Origin of the sequence: Nitriliruptor sp. (genome assembly GCF_040882075.1) — a bacterium.
Classification (GTDB): Bacteria; Actinomycetota; Nitriliruptoria; order Nitriliruptorales; family Nitriliruptoraceae; genus Nitriliruptor.
The window spans coordinates 47,796-68,585 of sequence record NZ_JBBEBZ010000175.1; the positions used below are offsets into that span (position 1 = coordinate 47,796).

21 protein-coding genes are annotated in these 20,790 nt (G+C 73.8%); 7 read left to right on the forward strand and 14 right to left on the reverse strand.

The features are described from left to right. Positions 1-4: 4 nt before the first annotated feature. Genes WEB03_RS11930 through WEB03_RS11940 form a run of 3 tightly spaced genes read right to left on the reverse strand, consistent with a single transcriptional unit; the run spans position 5 to position 2,056 of the window. On the reverse strand, positions 5-763 hold the full coding sequence (locus WEB03_RS11930; RefSeq protein ID WP_368071171.1) for a hypothetical protein: 759 nt from the start codon (positions 761-763) through the stop codon (positions 5-7). Positions 764-770: 7 nt separating this feature from the next. Beyond that, positions 771-1,256: a hypothetical protein gene (locus WEB03_RS11935; protein WP_368071172.1), complete on the reverse strand. Its 486-nt coding sequence runs from the start codon at positions 1,254-1,256 to the stop codon at positions 771-773. Beyond that, complete coding sequence (locus WEB03_RS11940; RefSeq protein ID WP_368071173.1) at positions 1,253-2,056, reverse strand: alpha/beta hydrolase; 804 nt, start codon at positions 2,054-2,056, stop codon at positions 1,253-1,255. The genes WEB03_RS11935 and WEB03_RS11940 overlap by 4 nt, the downstream gene beginning before the upstream one ends. A gap of 146 nt (positions 2,057-2,202) precedes the next feature. Between WEB03_RS11940 and WEB03_RS11945 the strand changes: the two genes are divergently transcribed. Continuing rightward, complete coding sequence (locus WEB03_RS11945; RefSeq protein WP_368071174.1) at positions 2,203-4,188, forward strand: endonuclease/exonuclease/phosphatase family protein; 1,986 nt, start codon at positions 2,203-2,205, stop codon at positions 4,186-4,188. Here the strand turns inward: WEB03_RS11945 and WEB03_RS11950 are convergent. The 6 genes from WEB03_RS11950 to WEB03_RS11975 form a co-directional block, all read right to left on the reverse strand. Continuing rightward, on the reverse strand, positions 4,163-5,335 hold the full coding sequence (locus WEB03_RS11950) for a glycosyltransferase family 4 protein (RefSeq protein WP_368071175.1): 1,173 nt from the start codon (positions 5,333-5,335) through the stop codon (positions 4,163-4,165). The two genes, WEB03_RS11945 and WEB03_RS11950, sit on opposite strands and share 26 nt — an antisense overlap. Continuing rightward, positions 5,332-6,747, reverse strand: coding sequence for a M48 family metalloprotease (locus tag WEB03_RS11955; RefSeq protein WP_368071176.1), 1,416 nt, complete (start codon positions 6,745-6,747; stop codon positions 5,332-5,334). Before WEB03_RS11955 ends, WEB03_RS11950 begins: the two co-directional genes overlap by 4 nt. Next, positions 6,744-7,790 (reverse strand): septation protein SepH, encoded by a 1,047-nt coding sequence (gene sepH / locus WEB03_RS11960; protein WP_368071177.1) that lies wholly within the window; start codon positions 7,788-7,790, stop codon positions 6,744-6,746. Before sepH ends, WEB03_RS11955 begins: the two co-directional genes overlap by 4 nt. Positions 7,791-7,894: 104 nt before the next feature. Beyond that, positions 7,895-9,154, reverse strand: a complete 1,260-nt coding sequence (locus WEB03_RS11965) for an NYN domain-containing protein (protein WP_368071178.1) — start codon at positions 9,152-9,154, stop codon at positions 7,895-7,897. Then, positions 9,151-9,447 carry a hypothetical protein gene (locus WEB03_RS11970; protein ID WP_368071179.1) on the reverse strand — a complete coding sequence of 99 codons (297 nt, stop codon included), beginning with the start codon at positions 9,445-9,447 and terminating at the stop codon, positions 9,151-9,153. The genes WEB03_RS11965 and WEB03_RS11970 overlap by 4 nt, the downstream gene beginning before the upstream one ends. Beyond that, positions 9,444-9,959: a DUF309 domain-containing protein gene (locus tag WEB03_RS11975; protein ID WP_368071180.1), complete on the reverse strand. Its 516-nt coding sequence runs from the start codon at positions 9,957-9,959 to the stop codon at positions 9,444-9,446. The genes WEB03_RS11970 and WEB03_RS11975 overlap by 4 nt, the downstream gene beginning before the upstream one ends. A 190-nt stretch (positions 9,960-10,149) precedes the next feature. Here WEB03_RS11975 and mutM point away from each other — a divergent pair, with 190 nt between their 5' ends. After that, positions 10,150-11,004, forward strand: a complete 855-nt coding sequence (mutM, locus tag WEB03_RS11980; RefSeq protein ID WP_368071181.1) for a bifunctional DNA-formamidopyrimidine glycosylase/DNA-(apurinic or apyrimidinic site) lyase — start codon at positions 10,150-10,152, stop codon at positions 11,002-11,004. 9 nt (positions 11,005-11,013) lie between these two features. On the opposite strand, the gene WEB03_RS11985 is transcribed toward mutM, so the two are convergent. After that, positions 11,014-11,622, reverse strand: a complete 609-nt coding sequence (locus WEB03_RS11985) for a TetR/AcrR family transcriptional regulator (RefSeq protein WP_368071182.1) — start codon at positions 11,620-11,622, stop codon at positions 11,014-11,016. Between the two features lie 237 nt (positions 11,623-11,859). Here WEB03_RS11985 and WEB03_RS11990 point away from each other — a divergent pair, with 237 nt between their 5' ends. Both WEB03_RS11990 and WEB03_RS11995 read left to right on the forward strand, forming a co-directional pair. After that, positions 11,860-12,126 (forward strand): WhiB family transcriptional regulator, encoded by a 267-nt coding sequence (locus WEB03_RS11990; protein ID WP_368071183.1) that lies wholly within the window; start codon positions 11,860-11,862, stop codon positions 12,124-12,126. Positions 12,127-12,232: 106 nt separating this feature from the next. Continuing rightward, on the forward strand, positions 12,233-14,017 hold the full coding sequence (locus tag WEB03_RS11995; protein ID WP_368071184.1) for a DEDD exonuclease domain-containing protein: 1,785 nt from the start codon (positions 12,233-12,235) through the stop codon (positions 14,015-14,017). Positions 14,018-14,420: 403 nt separating this feature from the next. Here WEB03_RS11995 and WEB03_RS12000 read toward each other — a convergent pair whose 3' ends face one another. The 3 genes from WEB03_RS12000 to trpD are packed head-to-tail and all read right to left on the reverse strand — an operon-like array spanning position 14,421 to position 16,362. Next, positions 14,421-14,903 (reverse strand): hypothetical protein, encoded by a 483-nt coding sequence (locus WEB03_RS12000; RefSeq protein WP_368071185.1) that lies wholly within the window; start codon positions 14,901-14,903, stop codon positions 14,421-14,423. Beyond that, positions 14,900-15,316 (reverse strand): tRNA-binding protein, encoded by a 417-nt coding sequence (locus WEB03_RS12005; protein WP_368071186.1) that lies wholly within the window; start codon positions 15,314-15,316, stop codon positions 14,900-14,902. The genes WEB03_RS12000 and WEB03_RS12005 overlap by 4 nt, the downstream gene beginning before the upstream one ends. Next, positions 15,313-16,362, reverse strand: a complete 1,050-nt coding sequence (trpD, locus tag WEB03_RS12010) for an anthranilate phosphoribosyltransferase (protein ID WP_368071187.1) — start codon at positions 16,360-16,362, stop codon at positions 15,313-15,315. The genes WEB03_RS12005 and trpD overlap by 4 nt, the downstream gene beginning before the upstream one ends. 110 nt (positions 16,363-16,472) lie before the next feature. Here trpD and WEB03_RS12015 point away from each other — a divergent pair, with 110 nt between their 5' ends. Beyond that, entirely contained in the window at positions 16,473-17,267 is a 795-nt protein-coding gene (locus WEB03_RS12015) for a response regulator (protein ID WP_368071188.1), read from the forward strand. Here the strand turns inward: WEB03_RS12015 and WEB03_RS12020 are convergent. After that, positions 17,257-17,646 carry a hypothetical protein gene (locus WEB03_RS12020; RefSeq protein ID WP_368071189.1) on the reverse strand — a complete coding sequence of 130 codons (390 nt, stop codon included), beginning with the start codon at positions 17,644-17,646 and terminating at the stop codon, positions 17,257-17,259. The genes WEB03_RS12015 and WEB03_RS12020 overlap by 11 nt on opposite strands. 113 nt (positions 17,647-17,759) lie before the next feature. Between WEB03_RS12020 and WEB03_RS12025 the strand changes: the two genes are divergently transcribed. Further along, on the forward strand, positions 17,760-19,025 hold the full coding sequence (locus tag WEB03_RS12025) for a glycosyltransferase family 4 protein (protein ID WP_368071190.1): 1,266 nt from the start codon (positions 17,760-17,762) through the stop codon (positions 19,023-19,025). Between the two features lie 323 nt (positions 19,026-19,348). Then, on the forward strand, positions 19,349-20,584 hold the full coding sequence (locus tag WEB03_RS12030; RefSeq protein ID WP_368071191.1) for a serpin family protein: 1,236 nt from the start codon (positions 19,349-19,351) through the stop codon (positions 20,582-20,584). The last annotated feature ends 206 nt before the right edge of the window (positions 20,585-20,790 follow it).

Consider the following 20,790-nt stretch of genomic DNA (forward strand, 5'->3'; position numbering starts at 1 on the left):
GCCGCTACGCCGCCGGAGCCGACGTCGACGCCGTGGCCGCGAGGGCCAGGACGAGCGCGCCGATCACGCTCGCGGTGAGGATGGCCAACACGCGAGGACCGAGCACCTCCCGTCCCGACCCGAGGGTCGTGGCGTCCGCCAGCGTGCCGGCCCAGAGCACCCCGGCACCGAGCAGCAGTGGGACGGCTGGCAGCACGCTGGCACCGCTGCCGCTGGCCGCTCGACCGAGCGCGGCCCCACCGGCGAGCCAGCTCAGGTACAGCACCGCACGCGCGACACCCGTCCCGGACCGCCGTGCGAACAGGTGACCGAGACCCGGCAACAGCACGCTGGCGACGAGCAACCGCGCGCGATCGCCGGGAGCGACATCGGGGCGGGGCGGCGGGTCCCCGAAGCCCGTGCGGGGGCTGCTGCAGATCAGGCACCGGTCCGTGGTCAGCGGGGACCAGCCCTCGCAGGTGTGGCAGCGCCACTCCACCTCGCCGTCCACCGTGCGGACGTCGAGCCCCTCGACCTCGACGGTCGATGGTCCCTCGGTCGCGACGTCGTCAGGGGCGTCGTCCCCCGCCACGTCGTCGTCCGCACCGACGTCACCCGGCGCCGCAGCCTCGGGCGTGTCGACGGCCGGAGCGGATCCACCCGGAGCCGCCTCGCCCGGTGACCGTGGCGGCGACGGGGGCGGAGGTGGGCGCAGGTCGGCGTAGCACTGGGTGCACCACGCCGCCGTGGTGGCGTTGCGCGCACCGCAGGTCGGACACCTCACCGCAGCGTCACGGCAGCAGCCCAGCGCCGGTGCGCACCTCGAGTTCGAGCAGGTCCTTGAGCGCCCACAGACCGCGCCGGAGGGCACGGCGGTGGTCGGTGTGCACCTCGAGCGGTCGCGGGTGGGCGCTGGTCGCGATGACCAGGTGGTGGATCACCGTGCCGCCGTACCCGGGTTCGAGCCAGAACTCCGCGCGGCCCTCGAGGTCACCACGCAGGTCGAGCGCGAACCCCGCGTCGAGCCGCCAGTCGTGCAGCCGCGCGGTCAGGCGGACGCGCCGGCCCGGCGCGCCCGCGAGCTCGAGGGCCACCACCTCGTCGGGCTCAGCGCCTGCGGGAGCCCCCGGGGCGAGCTCCGGGGGACGCTGCTCGACGCGCACCCCGGGCCACCACTGCGGCCAGGCCAGCACGTGCGTCAACCGACGGTAGACCAGCGGTGCCGGCGCCCTGACGAACCCGTCGTCGTCGACGTGGATCGCGACGCCGACGCTCACGACGTCGCGCCCGCCGCCACCTCACCGATGAAGCGCAGGATCTCGGCCTCGAGGAGCGGCGCGTCGTAGTCCAGGGTGGCCACGTGGTAGGAGCGGGTCAGCTCGAGCTCGGTGACCTGCCCCTCGGAACCGATCAGCTCACGCAGGGCCTTGGCGTTCTTCGGCGGCACGGAGTGGTCCTGGGGCGAGTAGGCGACCAGCAGCGGCTGGGTGAGCTGCGGCAGCTGCGACCGCACGCGCGGCAGCTCACGGATCAACGACTGCGCCGCCTTGGCCGACACCTTCGCGTAGGCCCGCTCATCCGCCGACGGGCGAGCGATGTCGTCCGACGGCAACCCGGCCGCGTCGCGTGGCACGTACGGCAGCACGTGCTGGAGCAGGGGCGCGAGCTTGGCCAGCAGCTGCTCGGGTGTGAGGATCTGGGGGTTGATGACGACCGCCGCGTCGACCAGGTCCTGGCGCCGGCTGGCGATGTCGAGGGTCAGCGTGCCCCCCATCGACAGCCCGATCAGCACGAGCCGGTCGGACCTGCTCGCGACCTGTTCGACGACCTCCTCGGCGGCGGCCGCCCAGTCGGCGTACCGGGTGCGCCCGAGGTCGCGGACGTCGGTGCCGTGCCCCGGCAGCCGGGGCACCTCGACCTGGTAGCCCTCGGCACCGAGACGCTGTCCGAGCGGTCGGGTGGAGTTCGGGTTGCCGGTGAACCCGTGCAGCACCACCACCCCGGTCCGGGCGTGCTCACCCGAGCCGGTCGCCGACCACGGCTCCGCTCCCTCGATGGTGACCAGCGCGTCCGCCACGGCCCTCTCCCGTCTCGTCGATCCTCCCGCGGAACCTAGCCGGCGCGAACTGCCCCCCGTGACGCCTGCGGCGCGTAGCATCGCCGCGGACACCGTCCGGACGGACGGGGTCAGCCGCGGGCCGTCCGCGGCCCCGGAGGTCGCCCGTGTCCGTCGCAACCGGCTCGCGCCCAGAGACCCGCCAGGACGACGGTCGTCCCGCTCGTTGGGCGCACCGCGGCTGGCTCGTAGCCGGCGCCGCCCTGGTCACGGTGGCCCTGGTCAGCGTCCTGCGGGTGTGGTTGCCCTCGGTCATGCACGTGTACGGCGACGCCGGCTCGACGCCGGCGACGCAGCTCGGTCTGTTCGCGTTCGCGTGGTTCCTGGTCCCGATGGCCGTCGCGTTGACCGCCCGACACCTCGACACCCGGGACCTGTGGCGCGGTGGCGTCGTGGTCGCGATGGTCGCGCGGGTGGCCCTGCAGTTCACCGACGGCGGCCAGCCACAGCTCTACCTCGCCAGCCTCTGCTTCGTCGGCGCCAGCGTGGCCCTCGTCGCGCTCGCGGCTGGCGGACCGAGCGGCCACCTCGCACGGGTCGGGGTGATCCTCGGCTTCGGGATCGAGACCGTGCTGCACACCGGCTTCGGCACCGTCCACCTGCTGTGGCGGGACGGGATCGTCGCGGCGCTCGCCGTCGTGATCGTCGCGGCCGGCACCATCCTCGTCGCCGAGCGGGCACGTCGGGTCCCGTTGTGGTGGCCGAGCCCGGTCGATGCCGACGGCGAGGTGTCCCCCGTCTGGACCCGCGGCGCGGCGTGGCCGTGGCTCGCGGTCGGACCAGCCATCGTCCTCACGGGGGTCCTGGTCGCCGTCCCCTCCCGCCTCGAGCTCGCCGCCGGTGTCGGCCCCAGGGGGGCGACGCTGCTGCTCGCGCTCGCTGCCGCTGGCGCCGTCGTCGCCGCGGCGGTGGGTCCGGTGCTCGGAGCGCCGATCGCTGGCTCCCTCGGCGCCATCCTGGTCGTCCTGTGCACCGTCGGCGCGGTGCGGCCCATCGGACTCGGGTCGGCGCTCGCCCAGCTCGGGCTCCCGGTCGCGATCGGGCTCGTGCTCGGCGCCCCCGGCACCACCCCCGGCGATTCCGGTCCACGGCGGCGCGGATCGGCCGCGGCGGGCTCGCTCCTGCTCTTCCTGCTGCTCGGTTTCGGCTACTACGCCGCGTACGAGCTGCCCCTCCCGTTCGACAACCAGGTGCTCCTGATCGCCGCCGCGGTGGGTCTCGGCTCCATCGCGATCGCGGCTGCCCGGGACGGGCGCACCCTGCACCGCGTCCGTCACGTCCCGCTGCGGGGGCTGGTCGCCGCTGCGGGGGCGCTCGTCCTCGTCGGCGCCATCGGTGCGGCGACCAGCCCCCCGTCGCCTCCCCCGCCGCGCGCCACCACGAGCGACGCCACGGTCCGGCTCGCGATCTACAACGTCCACATGGGCTACAGCATCGGTGGCCGGTTCGACGTGGTGGCCCTCGCCGAGACGATCGCCGCCACCGACGCTGACATGGTCGTCCTCAACGAGGTCGATCGCGGGTGGCTGCTCGAGGGCGGCCAGGACCTGCTCCGTCTGTTGCGGGAAGCGACGGGGATGGAGGCCACGTTCGCGCCGGCAGCCGACGACGTCTGGGGCAACGCGATCCTCAGCCGGCTCCCGCTACGGGACGTACGGACCGTCGCGCTCCCGAGCGGGGGTGCCGCGATGCAACGCTCCTACGTGAGCGCCGTGGCGGACACCGGTGCCGGGGAGCTCGCCCTCGTCGGGACCCACCTCCACCACGTGGCAGCGGACGGGACGGTCCGGGCGCTCCAGGCGCGCTCGCTCGCCGCCGAGGTTGCCCGTCTCCGCAGCCGCGGGTGGCCGGTCGCGCTGCTCGGTGACCTCAACGCCGCGTTCGACACACCCGACCTCGAACCGCTGCGCTTCCTCGAGGACGCCGTCCCCGGAGGCGCCCCGACGTACCCGGCCGACGCGCCGGAGCGACGGATCGACCACATCCTCGTCACATCGGATCTGACGACGACCGACCCGTACATCGGGACCTCCACGGCGTCGGATCACCTACCGGTGGCGGTCACCGTCACCCTCCCGGACGCGGCGGGCTGACGCGGCGGCCGGCGTGCTCGGCGACGACCTCGTCGAGCAAGGTCGCGAAACGGTCGGCGATGGCCGCCCACGCCCACGCCTGCTCGACCCACGCCCGACCGGCGGCACCGGCACGAGCTCGGCCGTCCGGATCGGCGAGCCACCGGTCGAGCGCAGCGACCAGCGCACCGTCGTCGCGGCCGTCGACCACCGTGCCCGTGACACCGTCCTGCACCGCCTCAGGCGCGCCGCCGGAGCGGCCCGCGATGGCGGGGCGTCCGACCGCCTGTGCTTCGAGGTAGACGATGCCGAGCCCCTCCACGTCGGTGCCGAGCAGCCGCGTACGGCAGGGCATCGCGAACACGTCCGCCGCGGCGTGCGCCGCCGGGAGGTCGTCCCACGCGACGCGCCCCGGGAGCACGACGCCGGCGTCGGATCCGAGCGCTGCAGCCGCTCCAGCGAGGTCGTCGGCGAGCGGCCCCTCGCCGACCAGCGCCAGGTGCGCCATCGGGTGGCGCGCGCGGACCTCCGGCCACACCGCGAGCAACCGATCCTGACCCTTGCGGGGCACGAGCCGGCTGACACAGCCGACGAGCGGGGCGTCGTCCGGGACCCCCCACGCACGACGCAGAGCGGTCCCGTCGACGTCCGGTCGGAACCGGTCGACGTCCACGCCGGGGGGGATCCGCACCACCCGGTCGGCGCGCACGTGCGGGAGCAGCCGATCCTCGGCCCAGTCGGAGATGGTGGTCAGGGCCGCCAGACCACGCGTCGCTCGGCGCACGAGGTGACCGAGGCCGACGCTCGCGAGCCCGGCTTCGAGCCCGTGGGAGATGGCGACCACCGGGATCCGGAGCTCCCGCTCGATCCGCGGCGCGAGCTCACCGAGCGGCCAGGAGGCGCCGAGCACGACGACCTGGGCCCGGTGCTCGCGGGCGGCGTCCAGGACGAGGCGGCGGATGGCGGGCGTGGGCTGCACGGCACCGGGTGCTCGGACCGTCCGGTAGGGCTGGGCGGCATCGTGTGCGCGCTGCTCGTCGTCGCCCGCTCCAGCTGGGCCGATCACGAGCGTCGAGCTCGGGTGGACCCGGTCGAGCAGGTTGCCGACGAACTGCTCGATGCCGCCGGCGCGCGGCGGCAGATCGTTGGTCACCCACAGCACCCTCATCGGTCTCCTCCCGTGCCGGTGTCCGGGATCGGGGCGAGCGGGTGGCGGAGCGTGCGTTCCTCACGCTGGAGGTCCTCGATGCTCGGCAGCGAGGTGCCCCGGGCTTCCGCAGCTGCGGCGGCGGCACGCAGCCGCTGTGACGGCGACGGGTGGGTGCCGTACAGCAGCTGGATCGGGCGCTCCGGCTCGGGGATGGCCAGGTCACGCACCACGAAGGTCCGCACGGTCCGCACCAGCTCAGCCGGGTCGGTGCCGAGCTCGAGGGCACGGTGGTCGGCGGCGGCCTCGACCCGGCGGGACACCGCCGCACCGACCGGCGTACCCACGAGCTCGAGCACCGCCGCCACCGCGACGATGAGCGGGACGAGGCGTGGGTCGCCCGCGGAGCGGGCCCGCGTGCGACGCCGTGACGCGGGGGCGTCGACGACCGCACGGAGCGCCAGCAGCCCGACGAGCGCCGCGACGGCGGTGAGGGCGGTGCCCCGCAGGACATCGGCGTGCTCGCGGTGGGCCAGCTCGTGCGCCACGACCGCAGCGACCTGCGCGGCGGGGAGCTCGAGCAGCGTGTCGTACACGATGACCCGCTCGGTCGGTCCGAGCCCGGTGACCATCGCGTTGACCCGCGTCGTGCGGCGGCTGGCGTCGGCGACGAGGACCGGGGTCGCTGCGTGGCCAGCTCCCGCGAGGATGTCCTCGATGGCGTCCCGGGCCGGACCTGCGGGCAGCGGCTCGGTGCGCAGGAGCAGCGGCTGTAGCACGATCGGGTGGACCACGACCAGCACCAGCGCGGCGACGGTCGCCGCCAGGGTGAGGCGGTAGGGCCAGCTCCGCGGCCACCGGTCCCGCGCCGCGAGCAGCGCCACGACGCCGATCCCGACCGCCAGCCACCGGCCGCCCGCGACGAGGACCTGATCGCGGAACCACCCGAGCGAGGTGCTCGTGCGGAAGCCCCAGCGCCCCTCGTGCACCAGGCCGACCCAGGCGACGATCGGCAACGCGACCAGCCACGTCACGGCGGCGATGCAGGCGGCGACGACGCCGCCGCGCCATGCGGCACGCGTGCGGTCGCCGGTCAGGAACGTCGCCAACCTCGCGGCGCCGGACGACGATGCGATGGCGGCCGGGACCAGGACCGCGAGCGCGGTCACGACCGGTGCCAGCCACACCCGGGGGGTCCGGTAGCGGTCGATGGTGGCCAGGAGCGCGGCGTCGAAGCTCGCCTGTGGTGGCAGCTCCGACGGCAGCCGCGGGGCGACCGGCCGCCAGATCGTCGCCGCCACGCCGACCAACGCCAGGCCGACCGCGACCGCCGCCCAGATCCGGACCTGCGCGGGCGGTTCGGTGTCCTCGCGCGGTGACAGCACACCGTCGACACCCGCGCTGGCTGGCGCACCACCTCCGTCGGCGGTCACCGGCGCCGCTGCGCCGGTCGCCGACCCGGTCCTGCGAGCTCCTCGGCCAGCGGGGATGCGGCCTGCAGCCGATCCTCGGCGGGGTCCATCACCCACGTCGCCGTCCGCGCCCGACCACGGTCGTCGAACCGGACGCTGATCCGCCAACGCCCGTCAGCGCGTCGCGAGGCCGACCACGTGGCCTCCTCGGGTGTCACCCCGCGCTCGGACAGCGAGCGGTCGACGGCCCCACCGAGGGCGCGGGCGCGCGGGACGTCGAGACGGCGCCTGCGGGCCTCGGCCAGCATGCGTTCGCGCTCGGCGACGATCGGTGGCAACCAGCGCTCGATCCACGCACGGTCCGTGCCGGCCTCGGTCGCCACCGCGCGGACCGATCGGCCCGACCGCAGCTGGGCCTGGATCTCGGCGGGGCTGAGCTGCGCGTGCGGTACGGCCGAGGACGATGGGCGGTGCTCGTGACGTCCGTCCGGGGTCTGCGACGGTCCGTCCGGCACGACGATCGGCTCGATCTCGCCGGTGTCGTCGAGCGCTCCGGAACGCCCGGACGACGTCGTTCGGCCGGCACGTGCCGTCGGGCGGCCGGACGGGCGGGACGACGAGACACGTCGCGGCGCCGGGACCGGTCGGGGACCGCCCGCGGGCCGATCACCGTTGACCTGCGGCGGCTGCGACCAGCGTGGGACCGGCGGCGGCTCAGCCGGTGCCGGCGGCGGCTCAGCCGGTGCCGGCGGCAGGTCGACCGATGCCGCCGGCGGCAGATCGACCGATGCCGGCGGCGGATCGCCCGCGGCCGGCGGCGGATCGCCCGCGGCCGGCTCGGGTCCAGGCTCGGGCTCGGGGGGCGTCGCCGGGTCGCTCGGTCGGGCTTCGGGACGCGGGTCCACGGGCAACCCCTCGTGCACCCGGACGTCGCGGAGCTGCTCGATGGTCGCCAGCAGATCGGGGTCGATCGGCACCGCGTACCGACCCTCGCCGTCGGGGTCGAGATCGAGGACCAGCCGCTCGCCGTCCGCGGTGTAGCCGATGAGGTGCAGCTCGATCACGGCGGTTCCTGCCGGAGGACGCGGTCAGCGCGCCACGCTGGGGACCAGGGGCGCTCCCCTCCCGGGCCCGGACGCACGCTAGCAACGCCAGCGACCGACAGCGCTCACGCGGTCCGGGTCACCCCGAGGAAGGAGCGGGTCCCGACCACGTCCGCGCCGCTGGTCCGGAGCCGCTCGCTCAGCTCACGGTCGTCGGTGACGACCACGACCGGCTCGTCGGTGGCTTCGACGGCCAGGACCAGCTCGTCGTCGGCCGTGACGCCCGCGGGGGTGAACACCACGCGCACCTCGCGCGACCCGGACGGCGGGCGCGATGCGCCCGCCTGCTGTCCGTCGAAGACGACCACCGGACGCACGCGACGTCGCGCAGCCAGGGTCGCGAGCGTCCGCACCAACCACGTGCGCTGCCCCTCGAGATCGAGCTCGGAACGGTGCTGCTTGGTCACGTTGTACCCGTCGACCAGCACCAGCCGGCCGGCGTGGAGCAGCAGCTCGGCGGCTTCGGTCGTGCCGGGAGCGACGTCCTGCGGCAGGCGGCTGGGACGACCTGGCTCCAACCGCGTCGTGCCGCTGCTGCGGTGCTCGGCGACCTCCCGGGTCGCGGCGAGCCGGGCCCGTTCAGCCTGCTGCTGCTCCGCTTCCTCCCGGCGCCGCCGTGCGGCCAGCCGCTCGGCCTCGTCTCGCCGCAGCTGCGACACGGTCGCGGTCAGCTCGCGCAGCTCGGACTCGCGTCTGCGTCCCTCCCGCTCGACCGCACGGTCGCGTTCGGCGACGGCGTCCTCGAGCTCGGCGCGCAGCTGGGCGAGCTCCTCCCGCACCACGGCGAGCTCCCGCTCGAGCGAGCCACGCTCCTTCTCCGCCGCGGATGCTCGGGCGGTCGCGCCGTCGAGCTGGCGGCGGAGCTCGTCACGCTCGGTTCGCAGAGCACGCGATCGTTCGCGAGCCCGTGCGGCCGACCGCTCCTCCCGCTGGTCACGACCATCGGCCGGGGACGTCGCTTCGGCGGCCGTGACCGGTGCGGGGCTCAGCGTGCGAGGGTCGAGCAACGCCGCCACCGCAGCCGGTGGCCGGTCGGCGGCCCGCACCCGCTCCACGACGTGCTGCCACAGCGATCCGCCCTCGGTGAGCATCGCGTCGAGCTCGTGGCGCACCCGGCCGCCGGCGAGCCGGCTGGTCGGTGCCGCGCGCAGACGGCGGACGGCGCCGGTCACCTCGGCGTCGGCGAGGTCGTGGAGCGCGGCCCTGACGTGCGGGAGCAGCCACGCCCAGGCGTCGCTCGGCAGCGCCGCGAGGACCGCGGGACGAGGTGGCGGGATCGGCGCCGGCTGACCGGGAACCGGATCCGGCCCCTGCCGATCGTTCACGCCGGGGCGACCGGGTCCGCTCCGGCCGGTGCCGGCTCGACCCGCACCGCATCGTCGCGCCCGCACCACCGGCAGGTGACCGACTCGACGGTGCGCTCGAGGACCTCCTCCTCGTCCACGGCCGAGCTGCCGCCGAGGTCGAAGTGCAGGTAGCGCCGCGTCCGCTCCGACGCGATCACGTCGAAGCGCGTCACGTTGCCACACTGGTCGCAGCGGAACCGGGCCCCGGGCTCGAGGCCGCCCGCCAGTGGGCCGTCGGTCGTCGCACCGTCGACGGTCAGGTCGTCGCTCATCGTTCATCGCTCCGGGGGTCGGGGGGCGTCCGTCCGTCACCGCGGGGTGGCCGGTCCCAGACCGGGCCGGGGACGGGCGTCGGACGCGAGGGCGGTTCGAGGGCGGACGGGTCGGGGGTGAACCAGGGACCGTCGTCCATGGCGGGGAACTCGGGGAAACCGACCTCGATGACGGCACCGGGGTCGCGCAGCGCCACCGCCGCACCCTCGCAGAAGACCACGAGCTGCTCCACGTCGATGCCGCGGTGCACGTCCGGGTAGGGCGTGAGCCGGCGGTGCGCCTTGTCGAGGGTGCGGACGGCGCCGTCGAGGTTGCCGCGCTGGAGGTGCACCCCCGCGACCGCGACCTGGATCACACCCTGCCACAGGTCACGGTCGGCGTCCGGCGCGGCGTGCCAGACGTGTTCGAGGCACTCGTGGGCCTCGAACAACCGCTCGTCGTTCCAGAGCCCGACCCCGAGCAGGAGCGCTTCCTCGACGGTGACCGGCTCGTGCTCCTCGGTGACGGGCACGTCGGTCGTCCCGTACGGCAACGGACGACCGGTTCGGTCCCGCGGACGCGCGTTCTCGGGGCGTCCGTCGGGGCGGCGATCCCGGTCGTCGACCACGTCCCTCGTCCTCTCTCGGTGGCGTCGAGCGTAACGGCCGCACCCCGGCACGCCGGTACCGTCGAGGGGTCGTCGATGTACCGGTGAGCCGTTCGTGCCCGAGCTGCCCGAGGTCGAGTCCGTCCGCCGCCAGCTCCACCCCGAGCTCGCCGGCCGGCTCGTCGTGGACGTCTGGTGGGACCCGCACCCGCAGCAGCGGTTCAGCGACGTCGGGTGGCTCGAAGGCCACCGCATCGCCGCCGTGACGCGTCGCGGCAAGTACCTGCTGTGCCCGCTCGAGGGCGCGGGATCTCCGGAGGACGGTCGGCCGCTCGAGCTCGTGCTGCACCTCGGGATGACCGGTTCGTTCCGGTTCGCGGCATCCGATCCGGCGCGGACCCCGGCGGACGACGCCACCGACCACGTGCGGGCACGCTTCACCCTCGACGACGGCCGCGACCTGCGCTTCCGCGACCCACGCCGGTTCGGTCGCGTCTCGGTGGTCCCCGCCGGGGACTACACCGGCCGGGTGCCGACGCTGGTCACGCTCGGTCCCGAGCCGCTCTCCGACGACTTCGACCCGGACGCGTTCGCCGCGGCCCTCGCCCGCACGTCCGCCCCGGTGAAGGCCGCGCTGCTCGGGCAACGGCTCGTGGCCGGCGTCGGGAACATCTACGCCGACGAAGCGCTGTGGCGGGCACGTATCCACCCCGCCTCACGCCGCGTCGGACGCGCGCGGGCGTTGGCCCTCCACGCCGCGATCCGGGAGGTCCTCGCGGCGTCCATCGAGCGTGAGGGCACCACCTTCCGCGACTACCAGATGGTCACCGGCGAGAGCGGGCGCAACGCCGACTTCCTCGACGCGTACGGCCAGGGCGACCTGCCGTGCAACCGCTGCGGCACCCCGATGCGCCGGAGCGTCGTGGCCCAGCGCGGCACGACGCACTGCCCGTCCTGCCAGCGCGCCTGACCCGCGACGTCACACGTGCGCGGGCGCTCGCAGGCCACCGGCGACGAGCGCGTGGGCGAAGGCCCGGGCCTCGACCGGATCGTCGACCGCGACGTACATCGGCGGGAAGCTGAAGTAGCTCAGGATGAGCCGCACGATCACCTCGGCCGCAGCCGGCGGATCGACGTCACGCAGCTCCCCACGTTCGACGCCGTCGGCGATCAGATCGGTGAACAGCCCGAGCCCGCGGCTGACGACCGGACCCGCCTTCGCGGTGATGCGGGGCAGCACGATGCCGGGCTCCTCGTCGCGCCCCTTGGCCATGACCGGGTGGTCGACGAAGAACCGCACCCCGACGAGGAACGCGGCCTCGATGCGATCGGCGGCGGCCTCGTGCTCATCGGCGGCGGCGCGCAGACGGCGCTCGAACCGCGCGGCCTCGCGCTCGAGCAACGCGTCGATCACCGCGTCCTTGTTGGCGAAGTGCCGGTAGAGGGTGGCCTTGCCGGCGCGAGCTTCCCGCGCGACGTCCTCCATCGTCGTCCGACGGATCCCGACCGCGACGAACCGACGCGCCGCGGCCGCCAGCAGGTCCTCACGCCGATCGCGGCGGGTGGGGACGGGCGGTGCAGCGGGCACGGGTCTTCCTCGGTCGACGGTGACCGGAACGGTAGTGCGTCGCTCGTTCCGGACCGCGCGGGGGCGACGGACGGGTGTCCGACCCTGGTCGGACGACCGGTTCCGGCCGGGCGCCATGCCCCTGAACCTTCCCGGTCCCGGTCCGGGTCCCGCGCCGCCTCGTCTGATCCGCGCCGCCTGACCTGGTCCGCGCCTGCCCCCGGCGCTCCACGCTCCCCACCCTCGTAAGGTCGTTCCGTGTCCTCCAGCCCCTTCCCCCTGTCCACCGAGCCTTCCGACGACTGGCGCGCCGACGCGGCCTGCCGCGAGCTGGACCTCGAGGTGTTCTTCGCCGTCGACGAGGCGAGCCAGCTCGACGCGGTCGCCGTCTGCGAGACCTGCCCGGTCCGCGAACCCTGCCTGGAGCACGCCATCACGACCCGCGAGCAGTACGGCGTCTGGGGCGGTGTGCGTGAGCAGGACCGCAAGCGCATGGTCCGAGCCCGGCGTCGGGACGCTGCCTGAGCGTCGCTGGACGCCAGCGGCCGCTCGGCCCCGCGTGACCGGCCGCGTCACGGTCACCTGGTAGAACGCACGTTCGCACGAACGCGCGTTCGACCGGGAGCCGACCGTGACCAGCGCCACCGCCGCCGCGGCGCACCAGCCGAGCTTCGACCAGCTCGGGACGCCGCTGATCGACGTCACCTTCGTGGTGCTCGACCTCGAGACGACGGGCCTGTCCCCCGGACGTGACCGCATCACCGAGGTCGGAGCCGTCAAGGTCCGCGGTGGCGAGGTGCTCGGCGAACTGCAGACCCTCGTGCACCCGGGCCGTCCGATCCCCGCCGGCGTGGTGGCCGTCACGGGCATCAACGACGCGATGGTCCGCGATGCACCGCCGGTCGAGGCCGTGTTCCCGACCGTCCTGAGCTTCCTCGGTGACGCGGTCCTCGTCGCCCACAACGCCAGCTTCGACGTCTCGTTCCTCCGGGCCGAGTCCGAACGGCTCGACTACGGCGCGTTCGAGCCCGTCGTGGTCGACACCGCGCGTCTCGCCCGACGCCTCGTCGCCGACGAGGTCCGCGACCGCCGGCTCGGCACGCTGGCTCGCCACTTCGCCAGCCGGACCGTCCCCGACCACCGGGCGCTGCACGACGCGCGGGCGACGGTCGACGTGCTGCACGGGCTGATCGAGCGCGCGGGGACCTACGGCGCGACGACGCTCGAGGACCTCCGTGACCTGTCCCGGTCGACGTCCGAGAAGGCCTACCGCCGCGTCGGGCTCGTGCGCGACGCTCCCCGCACCTCCGGCGTCTACCGCTTCCTCGACGAGCGGGGCGAGGTCCTCTACGTCGGCAAGGCGACCGATCTGCGGTCCCGGCTGCGGACCTACTTCGGCCAGGACCCGCGGCGACGCACCGCCGACCTCGTGCGCGAGACGGCGGAGGTCCGCTGGACGACCACCCCGACGTTGCTCGAGGCCGAGGTCGTCGAGGTGCGGGCGATCCACGCGCACGCTCCTCGCTACAACCGACGGTCGCGGCACCCGAAGCGCGGGGTCCACATCGCCCTCACGGCCGAGGCGCTCCCCCGGCTGTCCATCGTCCGCGAACCTCGCGCTGCACACGCGCGCACGATCGGTCCCATCGGTTCGAGGCGGGTCGCGGAGTCGCTGCTCGAGGCGATCCACGAGGTCATCCCGCTGCGCACCTGCACCGGGCGACTGCGCGTCGCCCAGGACCACCCCGCCTGCGTGCTCAAGGAGCTCGGCCGGTGCGGCGCTCCGTGCGACGGGTCGCAGAGCACGGACGCCTACGCCGAGGTGGTCGAACGCTTCCACGCCGCGCTCGACGATCCCGGCCACCTGATCGACCCCCTCCGTGAGCGCATGGTCGAGGTCGCAGCGGGCGGGCGGTTCGAACGGGCCGGGATGCTGCGACAACGGCTGCACATCCTCGCTCGCACGCTCGAGGAGCACCGCAGGCTGTCGGCGCTCGCGACCGTGGACCACCTCGTCGTGGCACGGCGGTGCCCCGGCAGCGACGAGCGGCCGCCGACCGTGGAGGTCGTGGTGATCGCCCGGGGACGCCTCGTGGCAACGGCGGCACCCCTCGATGACGGCCGCCCGATCGACGCCATCGCGGCGGCAGCGGCGCCAGCGCCGAGCCTCGACACCGAGGTTCCAGATCCCCACGACGCCGAGGAACGCCGTCTCATCCTCGCGTGGCTCGATCGTCCCGGTGTGCGGATCGTGGCCTGCAGCGAGGGGTGGGCCGAACCGCTCCACGGGGGCCGCGCCCTGGCGGAGACCCGTGCCGAAGCACAGCGGGTGGATCGGCAGGTCCGTCGGGACCACCAGCTGCTCGCCGGTGCGAAGGTCCGACGGCGGGACGAAGCCGCGGGGACGGTCAGCTGACACACCGCAGGGTGACACGGCGTTCTTCTGAAGTGGAGCCGGCGCACGTAACCGGCGCCTGCGCGTGTTCCGTGCACGTCGGGCCGAGGACCACTCGACCGGGCGAGAGCGCCGCCGCAGTCGTCTGGTGATGCCGGGCGTTGCCTACTGGCGCGGCCCGCCCAGTCCTCGGCTTGCGGGGTCCCTACGTGGCGCTGGCGCCACGCCAGCGCCCCGGTAGGCCGGCGCGCACCCATCGGTCGGGCTCGCGGGGTCCTGACGTGGCGCTGGCGCCACACGAGCACCCCGGTGGGTCGGGCGCACCGATCGGATGGGCTCCGGGTGTCCGAGGGGCCGACCAGGCGGGAACCGCCGTGTTGTCACGGTCGCCGCGTTGGGTCTCCATCGACACTCGCTGACGGGTTCAGACCAGCTCGAACCAGTGGCTCCACGCGTCCGGGAGCTCGCTGCGGTGACCCGCTTCACGACCCAGCCAGGTCACCCGGACGCGGTAACGACCCGGGGGCACGCGGGGCCCGGACGCCTCGGCGGCCCAGGCAGCGACGACCGGCCCGCCGGTCTGGTCCCAGTAGGTCGGCTGGATCAGCAGCTGACCCGGCGCGAAACGATCGAGCGCTTCGCCGTCGGCGTGGCGCTCGATCCGATCGTCGGCCACGACCCGGTGGAGCTCATCGCGCACCGACAGGACGTAGCGCTGCCACCCCGGGTAGCGGTGCTCGACGAAGGCGTCGCCGCGGTTGGCGGCCGTCACGGTGATACGCACCGGTTCGCCCGCCGCGTAGGCCCGCCGGTCGAGGAGCACCGCGACCTCGAACCCGGCGAAGGGTTCCCGGTCGAGGACGAACGGAGCCTCGCCACCGTCCGCACCCCCCGGTCCCGCGTTCATGCCACCACCGACCCTGGCGGCAGATCCGCGTCGGGAGCGAGCAACCGGACCCGACCGTCGGCCTCGAGCCCGCCGAGGACGAGGAACTCGCTGACGAAGCCGGCGATGCGCTTGCGACCGAGGTTGATGGCTCCCACCACCTGGCGCCCGACCAGCTCCTCCGCCGGGTACTCGGTCACCTTCGCCGACGTCCGCAGCTCACCGATGAGCGGCCCGAAGTCGACGGTCAGCTTCCACGCCGGGTCGCGGGCCTCCGGGAACGGCTGCACGTTCGTCACCCGACCGACCCGCAGGTCGAGGTCCAGGAAGGCATCGAAGGCGACCTCGTCCTTGCGGGGGAGCTGGTCCGGGTCGTAGGGGCGTGCCTCCGCATCGATGCGGTGGCTCGATCGGTCCGGAGCGTCGGCGGTCACGTCCGCTGCCCGGCCGCGAGCTCACGGGACCGTGCGACCCAACGGTCACGCAGCGCCAGCGCGGAACCCTCGTCGAGCACCGCGCGGGCGCGATCGAGGCCGGTGGCCAGGTCCGGGACCGCGTCGGCCGCGTACAGCGCGGCGGCGGCGTTGATCGCGACCAGGTCGCTCGGGGCCCCCGCCTGGCCGCCGAGGATGCGGTCCGCGATGGCGACGTTCTCCTCGACGCCTCCACCGGTGAGGTCGGCGAGCGTCGCGCGCGCCACACCCAGATCGGCCGGGTCGAGCCTCCAGGTGGTCACCCCCCCGTCGCGCACCTCCCAGACCTGCGACGGACCGGTCGTGGTCACCTCGTCGAGCCCGTCATCGCCCCGGAAGACCAGCGCGTGCCGCTTGCCGAGCGTCGCGAGCGCGTCCGCCATGACCGGCGCGAGCCGGGCGTCGGCGACGCCGACGACCTGGTGCTCGGCCCCAGCCGGGTTGGACAGCGGTCCGAGGACGTTGAAGACGGTCCGCACGCCGAGCCGGGCACGGACCGGACCGACGAACCGCATCGCCGGGTGGAAGGTCTTGGCGTACAGGAACCCGATACCGAGCTCGTCCACGGTCCGGGCGACGGCGTCCGGCGGCAGCTCGATGGCCACCCCCCAGGCCTCGAGCAGGTCCGCGGAGCCGCACCGGCCGGAGGCAGCGCGGTTGCCGTGCTTGGCGACCCGGACGCCAGCGGCTGCCACGACCAGTGCGGCGATCGTCGAGACGTTGAACGTGCCCGCTCCGTCCCCGCCCGTCCCGCAGGTGTCGACCAACGGGCCCGGCAGGTCGATGGGGGCTGCCGCGTCGAGCATGGCACGGACGAACCCCGCGATCTCGGCCGGTGCTTCGCCCTTGGCTCGCAGCGCCACGAGCAACGCGGCGACCTGCGACTCCTCGGCTTCGCCGCGCATGATGACGCCCATGACGTCGACAGCGGTGGCCTCGTCGAGATCATCGCCCGCGAGCAGGTGCTCGAGGACGGCGGGCCAGCGCACGGGAGCAGGCTCGGTCACGGAGGCTCCTGGCTCGACGGTCTTCGAGGGGCCGACGCTACCCGAGGTCCTCGTTCCACCGGTTCGTGGACGGACCGTCAGCTACGGTCACGACCGTCAGAGGGGAAGCGTTGGACACACCGACATCGCCGCGACTCGACGTCCTGATCGTCGACGACGAACCAGCCCTCATCGAGCTGGTCGCGGCCAACCTCTCGGCCGCCGGTCACCGCACCCGCACCGCCTCCGACGGTGTCGCCGCCCTGGAGCTGATCGCCGAGGAGCGGCCGGACGTCGTGGTGCTCGACGTGATGATGCCCCGGCTCGACGGCTGGGGGGTGCTCGAGGCCCTCGCCGAGGATCCGTCGGCCGGTGAGCTCCCGGTGGTGATGCTGACGGCGCTCTCGGCGGAGCAGGACGTGATCCGCGCCCACCTGACGGGGGCGGTCCAGTACCTCACCAAGCCGTTCGACGCCCCCACCCTCCTGCGAGCGGTCACGCACGCGGCCGAACCGCCCGACGACCAGGAACGCGAACGCCGGCGCACGCAGCGGCGCGCGTTCCTGTCGCGGTTGGCCGAGCTCGACGCCGGACGCGGCTCCGAAGGACCGACGGTGCGCTTCTCCCGGCTCGAGGCGATCCCGACGCCGGCCCCCACCCCTCCCCCGCCACCGACCAGCGGACTGACGCCACGCCAACGGCACGTGGCCGGGCTGCTCGCGGACGGTGTCACCCCACGCACCATCGCCGAACGGCTCGGCACGTCCCGCAGCAACGTCTACGCGACCCGGGCACGCATCGCCCGCCACCTCGAGACCGACCCCGACGACGTCGCCGAGGTCGCGCGGCGCGTCGGGTTAACCGCGGGAGAAGCTCCGTCGACGAGCTCCGGTCCCGACGATCAGGACGCGCCGGTCAGGCCGTGACGTCCGCCGGGACCAGCTCGTCCACGACCCGGGCCAAGACGAACGGATCGACGGGCTTGGACATCGACCGGTCCGCACCGGACCAGTCCACGAGGAACCGGTCCTGCGCGCGACCGGTGAGCACGATGGTGGCCGGCATCGGACGGTCGGCGAGCTGGAACTTGGCGCGCAGGTCGTAGAGCACGGCGAAGCCGCCGCGCGGCTGCAGATCGCCGTCGACGATCACGACGTCGACGGCGACGTCGCCGCCGTCGATGATGCGACGTCGCGCGTCCTCACCGGAGTCGCACTCGACGATCTCGGTGCCCTCACGCAGCGTCAGAGCGCTGGCAGCACGCTGCCGTTCGGCGGCGACCTCGGAGACGATGAGCACGCGCACGCAGCACCTCGCGGACGGGCCGCATCGGCCCTTCGGGGACCCGCGCACCGTACCTCGCTCGCGCAGGCGGCTCACCTTGCGGTGGGCAGCAGGTCTCTGCGACCCTGCCCCACGTGCGCGTCCTGATGCTGTCCTGGGAGTACCCACCACGCGTGGTGGGCGGGCTCGGCCGTCACGCCGCGGCGCTCGCGCGCAACCTGGTCGCCGCCGGCCACGAGGTCCACGTCGTCACGCGCGACCACCCTGACCAGCCCGCCCCCGCCGACGAGTGGCTCGAGGGCGTGCACGTGATCCGGGTCCCCGAGGCGCCACCCGTCATCCCCTTCACCGACCTCGTGCCGTGGGTCCTGGCCTTCAACAACCGCGCCCTCGCCGCCGCGTCCAAGCTCGTACGTGCCCAGGATTTCGACGTGGTCCACGCCCACGATTGGCTCGTGGCCTACGCCGCCGCCGGGCTGAAGGACGCCTTCGAACTGCCGCTGGTCGCCACCATCCACGCCACCGAGTACGGCCGCCACCAGGGGTGGCTGCCGGGACCGATGAACAAGCTCATCCACCAGGTGGAGTGGTGGCTGACCTACGAGGCGCGTCGGGTCATCGTCTGCTCCGAGTACATGCGCGAGCAGATCCAGGACATCTTCCAGCTCCCCGAGGCCGGCGTCGACGTCGTGCCCAACGGCGTCGCGGTCCGCGACTTCGCCCTCCCCGAGGACGAGGTCACCGCCTTCCGTCGCACGCTCATCGGACCCCGGACCAAGATGGTCCTGTTCGCCGGCCGGCTCGAGTACGAGAAGGGCGTCCAGACCGTCCTCGAGGCGCTCGAGCAGGTCCGGGCCGCCGTGGGGCCGGTCAAGTTCTTCATCGCCGGGATCGGCACCTACTCCGACGAGCTTCGCCGCCTGGTCCGTGAGCTGGGTCTACGTCGACACGTCCACTTCACCGGCTTCCTCGAGGATCACGAGCTGCGCCTGCACTACGCCGCGGCCGACGTGGCCGTCGCGCCCTCGATCTACGAACCCTTCGGTCTGGTCGCGGTCGAGGCGATGGCGTGCGGCACCCCCGTCGTCGCCGGCGACACCGGCGGTCTCCGTGAGATCGTCGCGGGTGGTCACGGCCTGAGCTTCACCCCCCAGGACGCCGAACACCTCGCCGAGACCCTGATCTCGGTGCTGCGCGACCGGACGCTCGCCGACCGGTTGGTCGCCCGCGCGACCGCCCGCATCGCCGATCGCTACGAGTGGGGCAGCGTCGCGGCTGCCACGGTCGACGTGTACGCCCGAGCCGTCCGCGAGGAGGCCGAGCTCGCCGGCAGGGAGCACCGCCCGCCGCTGCGCCCCATCCTGCACGCGGCGCCGATCCTCGAGCTCGACGCCGGCTGACCGGATCAGGGATGCGGCCCGAGCGCCGTTGCTCCACATCACCGCCACAGCGGGGGTGGCTTGGCACAAGGATGAAGATCCCACGTTCCGAGCGAGAACGCGCCGGCGCTTGTGGGCGGCATGCTCAGCAACGAGGTGGCGGAAGCGATCTTCCCACGTCCTCTTCGTAAGGCCCGCCGAAACTGCGCTCCCCGTCGCGTCGACGGCGTGCGCGAACCGGCGTGTTGTCCAGGTTGGTTGCGTTGCTTCGGGCGGTCTGATCGGTGCGGAACTGTCGTGCTGAGCTCGACGTCCTACCGTGCTACTCGTGGAGGAGTGACACGGTGGAACGCTCGAAGCTCGTCAGCTGTGTGGGAGCGATGACGCTGATCCTGGCGGCGTGCGCTGATGCTGCCCCATCGCAAGTGTCGGTTGGTGACGGGGTCGTCGCCGAGCTGGCGGGCAGCCTGTCGCCCGAGGAGGCGGCCGCCGCCGCGGAGGGGGTGAACGCGTTCGGGTTCGATCTGCACGGTGCGGTCGCCGAGCCGGGGCAGAACACGGTGACCTCGCCGTTGTCCGCCTCGGTGTTGCTGGCGATGGTGGCGGCTGGCGGCGGAGGGGAGACCGCGAAGGAGATGGTCGAGGTGCTGCGGCTGGAGGAGGCGCGAGACACGCGCTACGCGGCGCTGTTGGCCGACCTCACCGACGCGAGTGATGTGACGTTGTCGGTCGCGAACTCGTTGTGGGCGGCCGAGGGCTACCCGTTCGAGGACGACTACATCGACTTCGTGCAGGACACGTTCGGCGCCACGCTGGACGAGGTGGACCTTGGGGAGCAACAGAGCGCCGATCGGATCGACGACTGGGTCGAGGACCGCACCGAGGGGCTGATCGAGGAGATCGCCGAGGACCTGGACCTGCCGAACCCGCAGGCGGTGCTGGTGCTGCTCAACGCGGTGTACTTCCTCGGGACCTGGACGACCACGTTCGACGAGGCTGAGACACGGGACGCGCCGTTCACGCTGGCCGACGGCAGCAAGGTGGAGGTGCCGACGATGTACCGCTCGGACCCGGAGGTCGAAACCGCAGGGGGTGAGGGGTTCACGATGTTCCGGCTGCCCTACGGCGATGATGAGCGGTTCGGGATGGAGGTGCTGCTGCCCGACGAGGGCATGGTGCTCGACGACCTTCTGGGGCAGCTCGACGCCGACACCTGGCAGGGAACCGTCGACCAGTTGGCGTCCTCGACGCCGTCGCAGCTGGCGCTGCCACGGTTCGAGCTGGAGTGGGACGCGACCCTCAACGATGCGCTGCAGGACCTCGGGATCGTCTCGGCGTTCGGTGGTGGGGACTTCACGCCGATGTCCCCGGCCAACCCGTGGTTGGACACGGTCGTGCAGAAGACCTACATCCGCGTCGACGAGGAGGGCACCGAAGCTGCTGCCGTCACCGGCGGGGTGATGAGGGAGTCCGAGGGGCCACCACCGCTGCTGGTGGACCGGCCGTTCGCGTTCACCGTCAGCGACCGCGACACCGGCACCATTCTGTTCCTCGGCACTGTGCACGACCCGCGTTCCTGACCACCGCCCGGCGCTGGCGGACGGTGCCGACGAGCTCTCAGCTTCGCCGGTAGTGGGCAACGATCCGAGCTGACAAGCCGGCTTGGCCGGCCCACGGTGACCGGGCCAGAACCGCCGCGGCGACCTGGTGACTCCGGGCGTTGCCTACTGGCTCGGCCCGCCCAGTCCTCGGCTTGCGGGGTCCCTACGTAGCGCTGGCGCCACAC

Excerpts from the sequence above, each read along its gene's own strand:
- WEB03_RS12000 (WP_368071185.1), bottom strand. The coding sequence starts at position 14,903 with ATGAACGCGGGACCGGGGGGTGCGGACGGTGGCGAGGCTCCGTTCGTC.
- WEB03_RS11950 (WP_368071175.1), bottom strand. The coding sequence starts at position 5,335 with ATGAGGGTGCTGTGGGTGACCAACGATCTGCCGCCGCGCGCCGGCGGC.
- WEB03_RS11970 (WP_368071179.1), bottom strand. The coding sequence starts at position 9,447 with ATGAGCGACGACCTGACCGTCGACGGTGCGACGACCGACGGCCCACTG.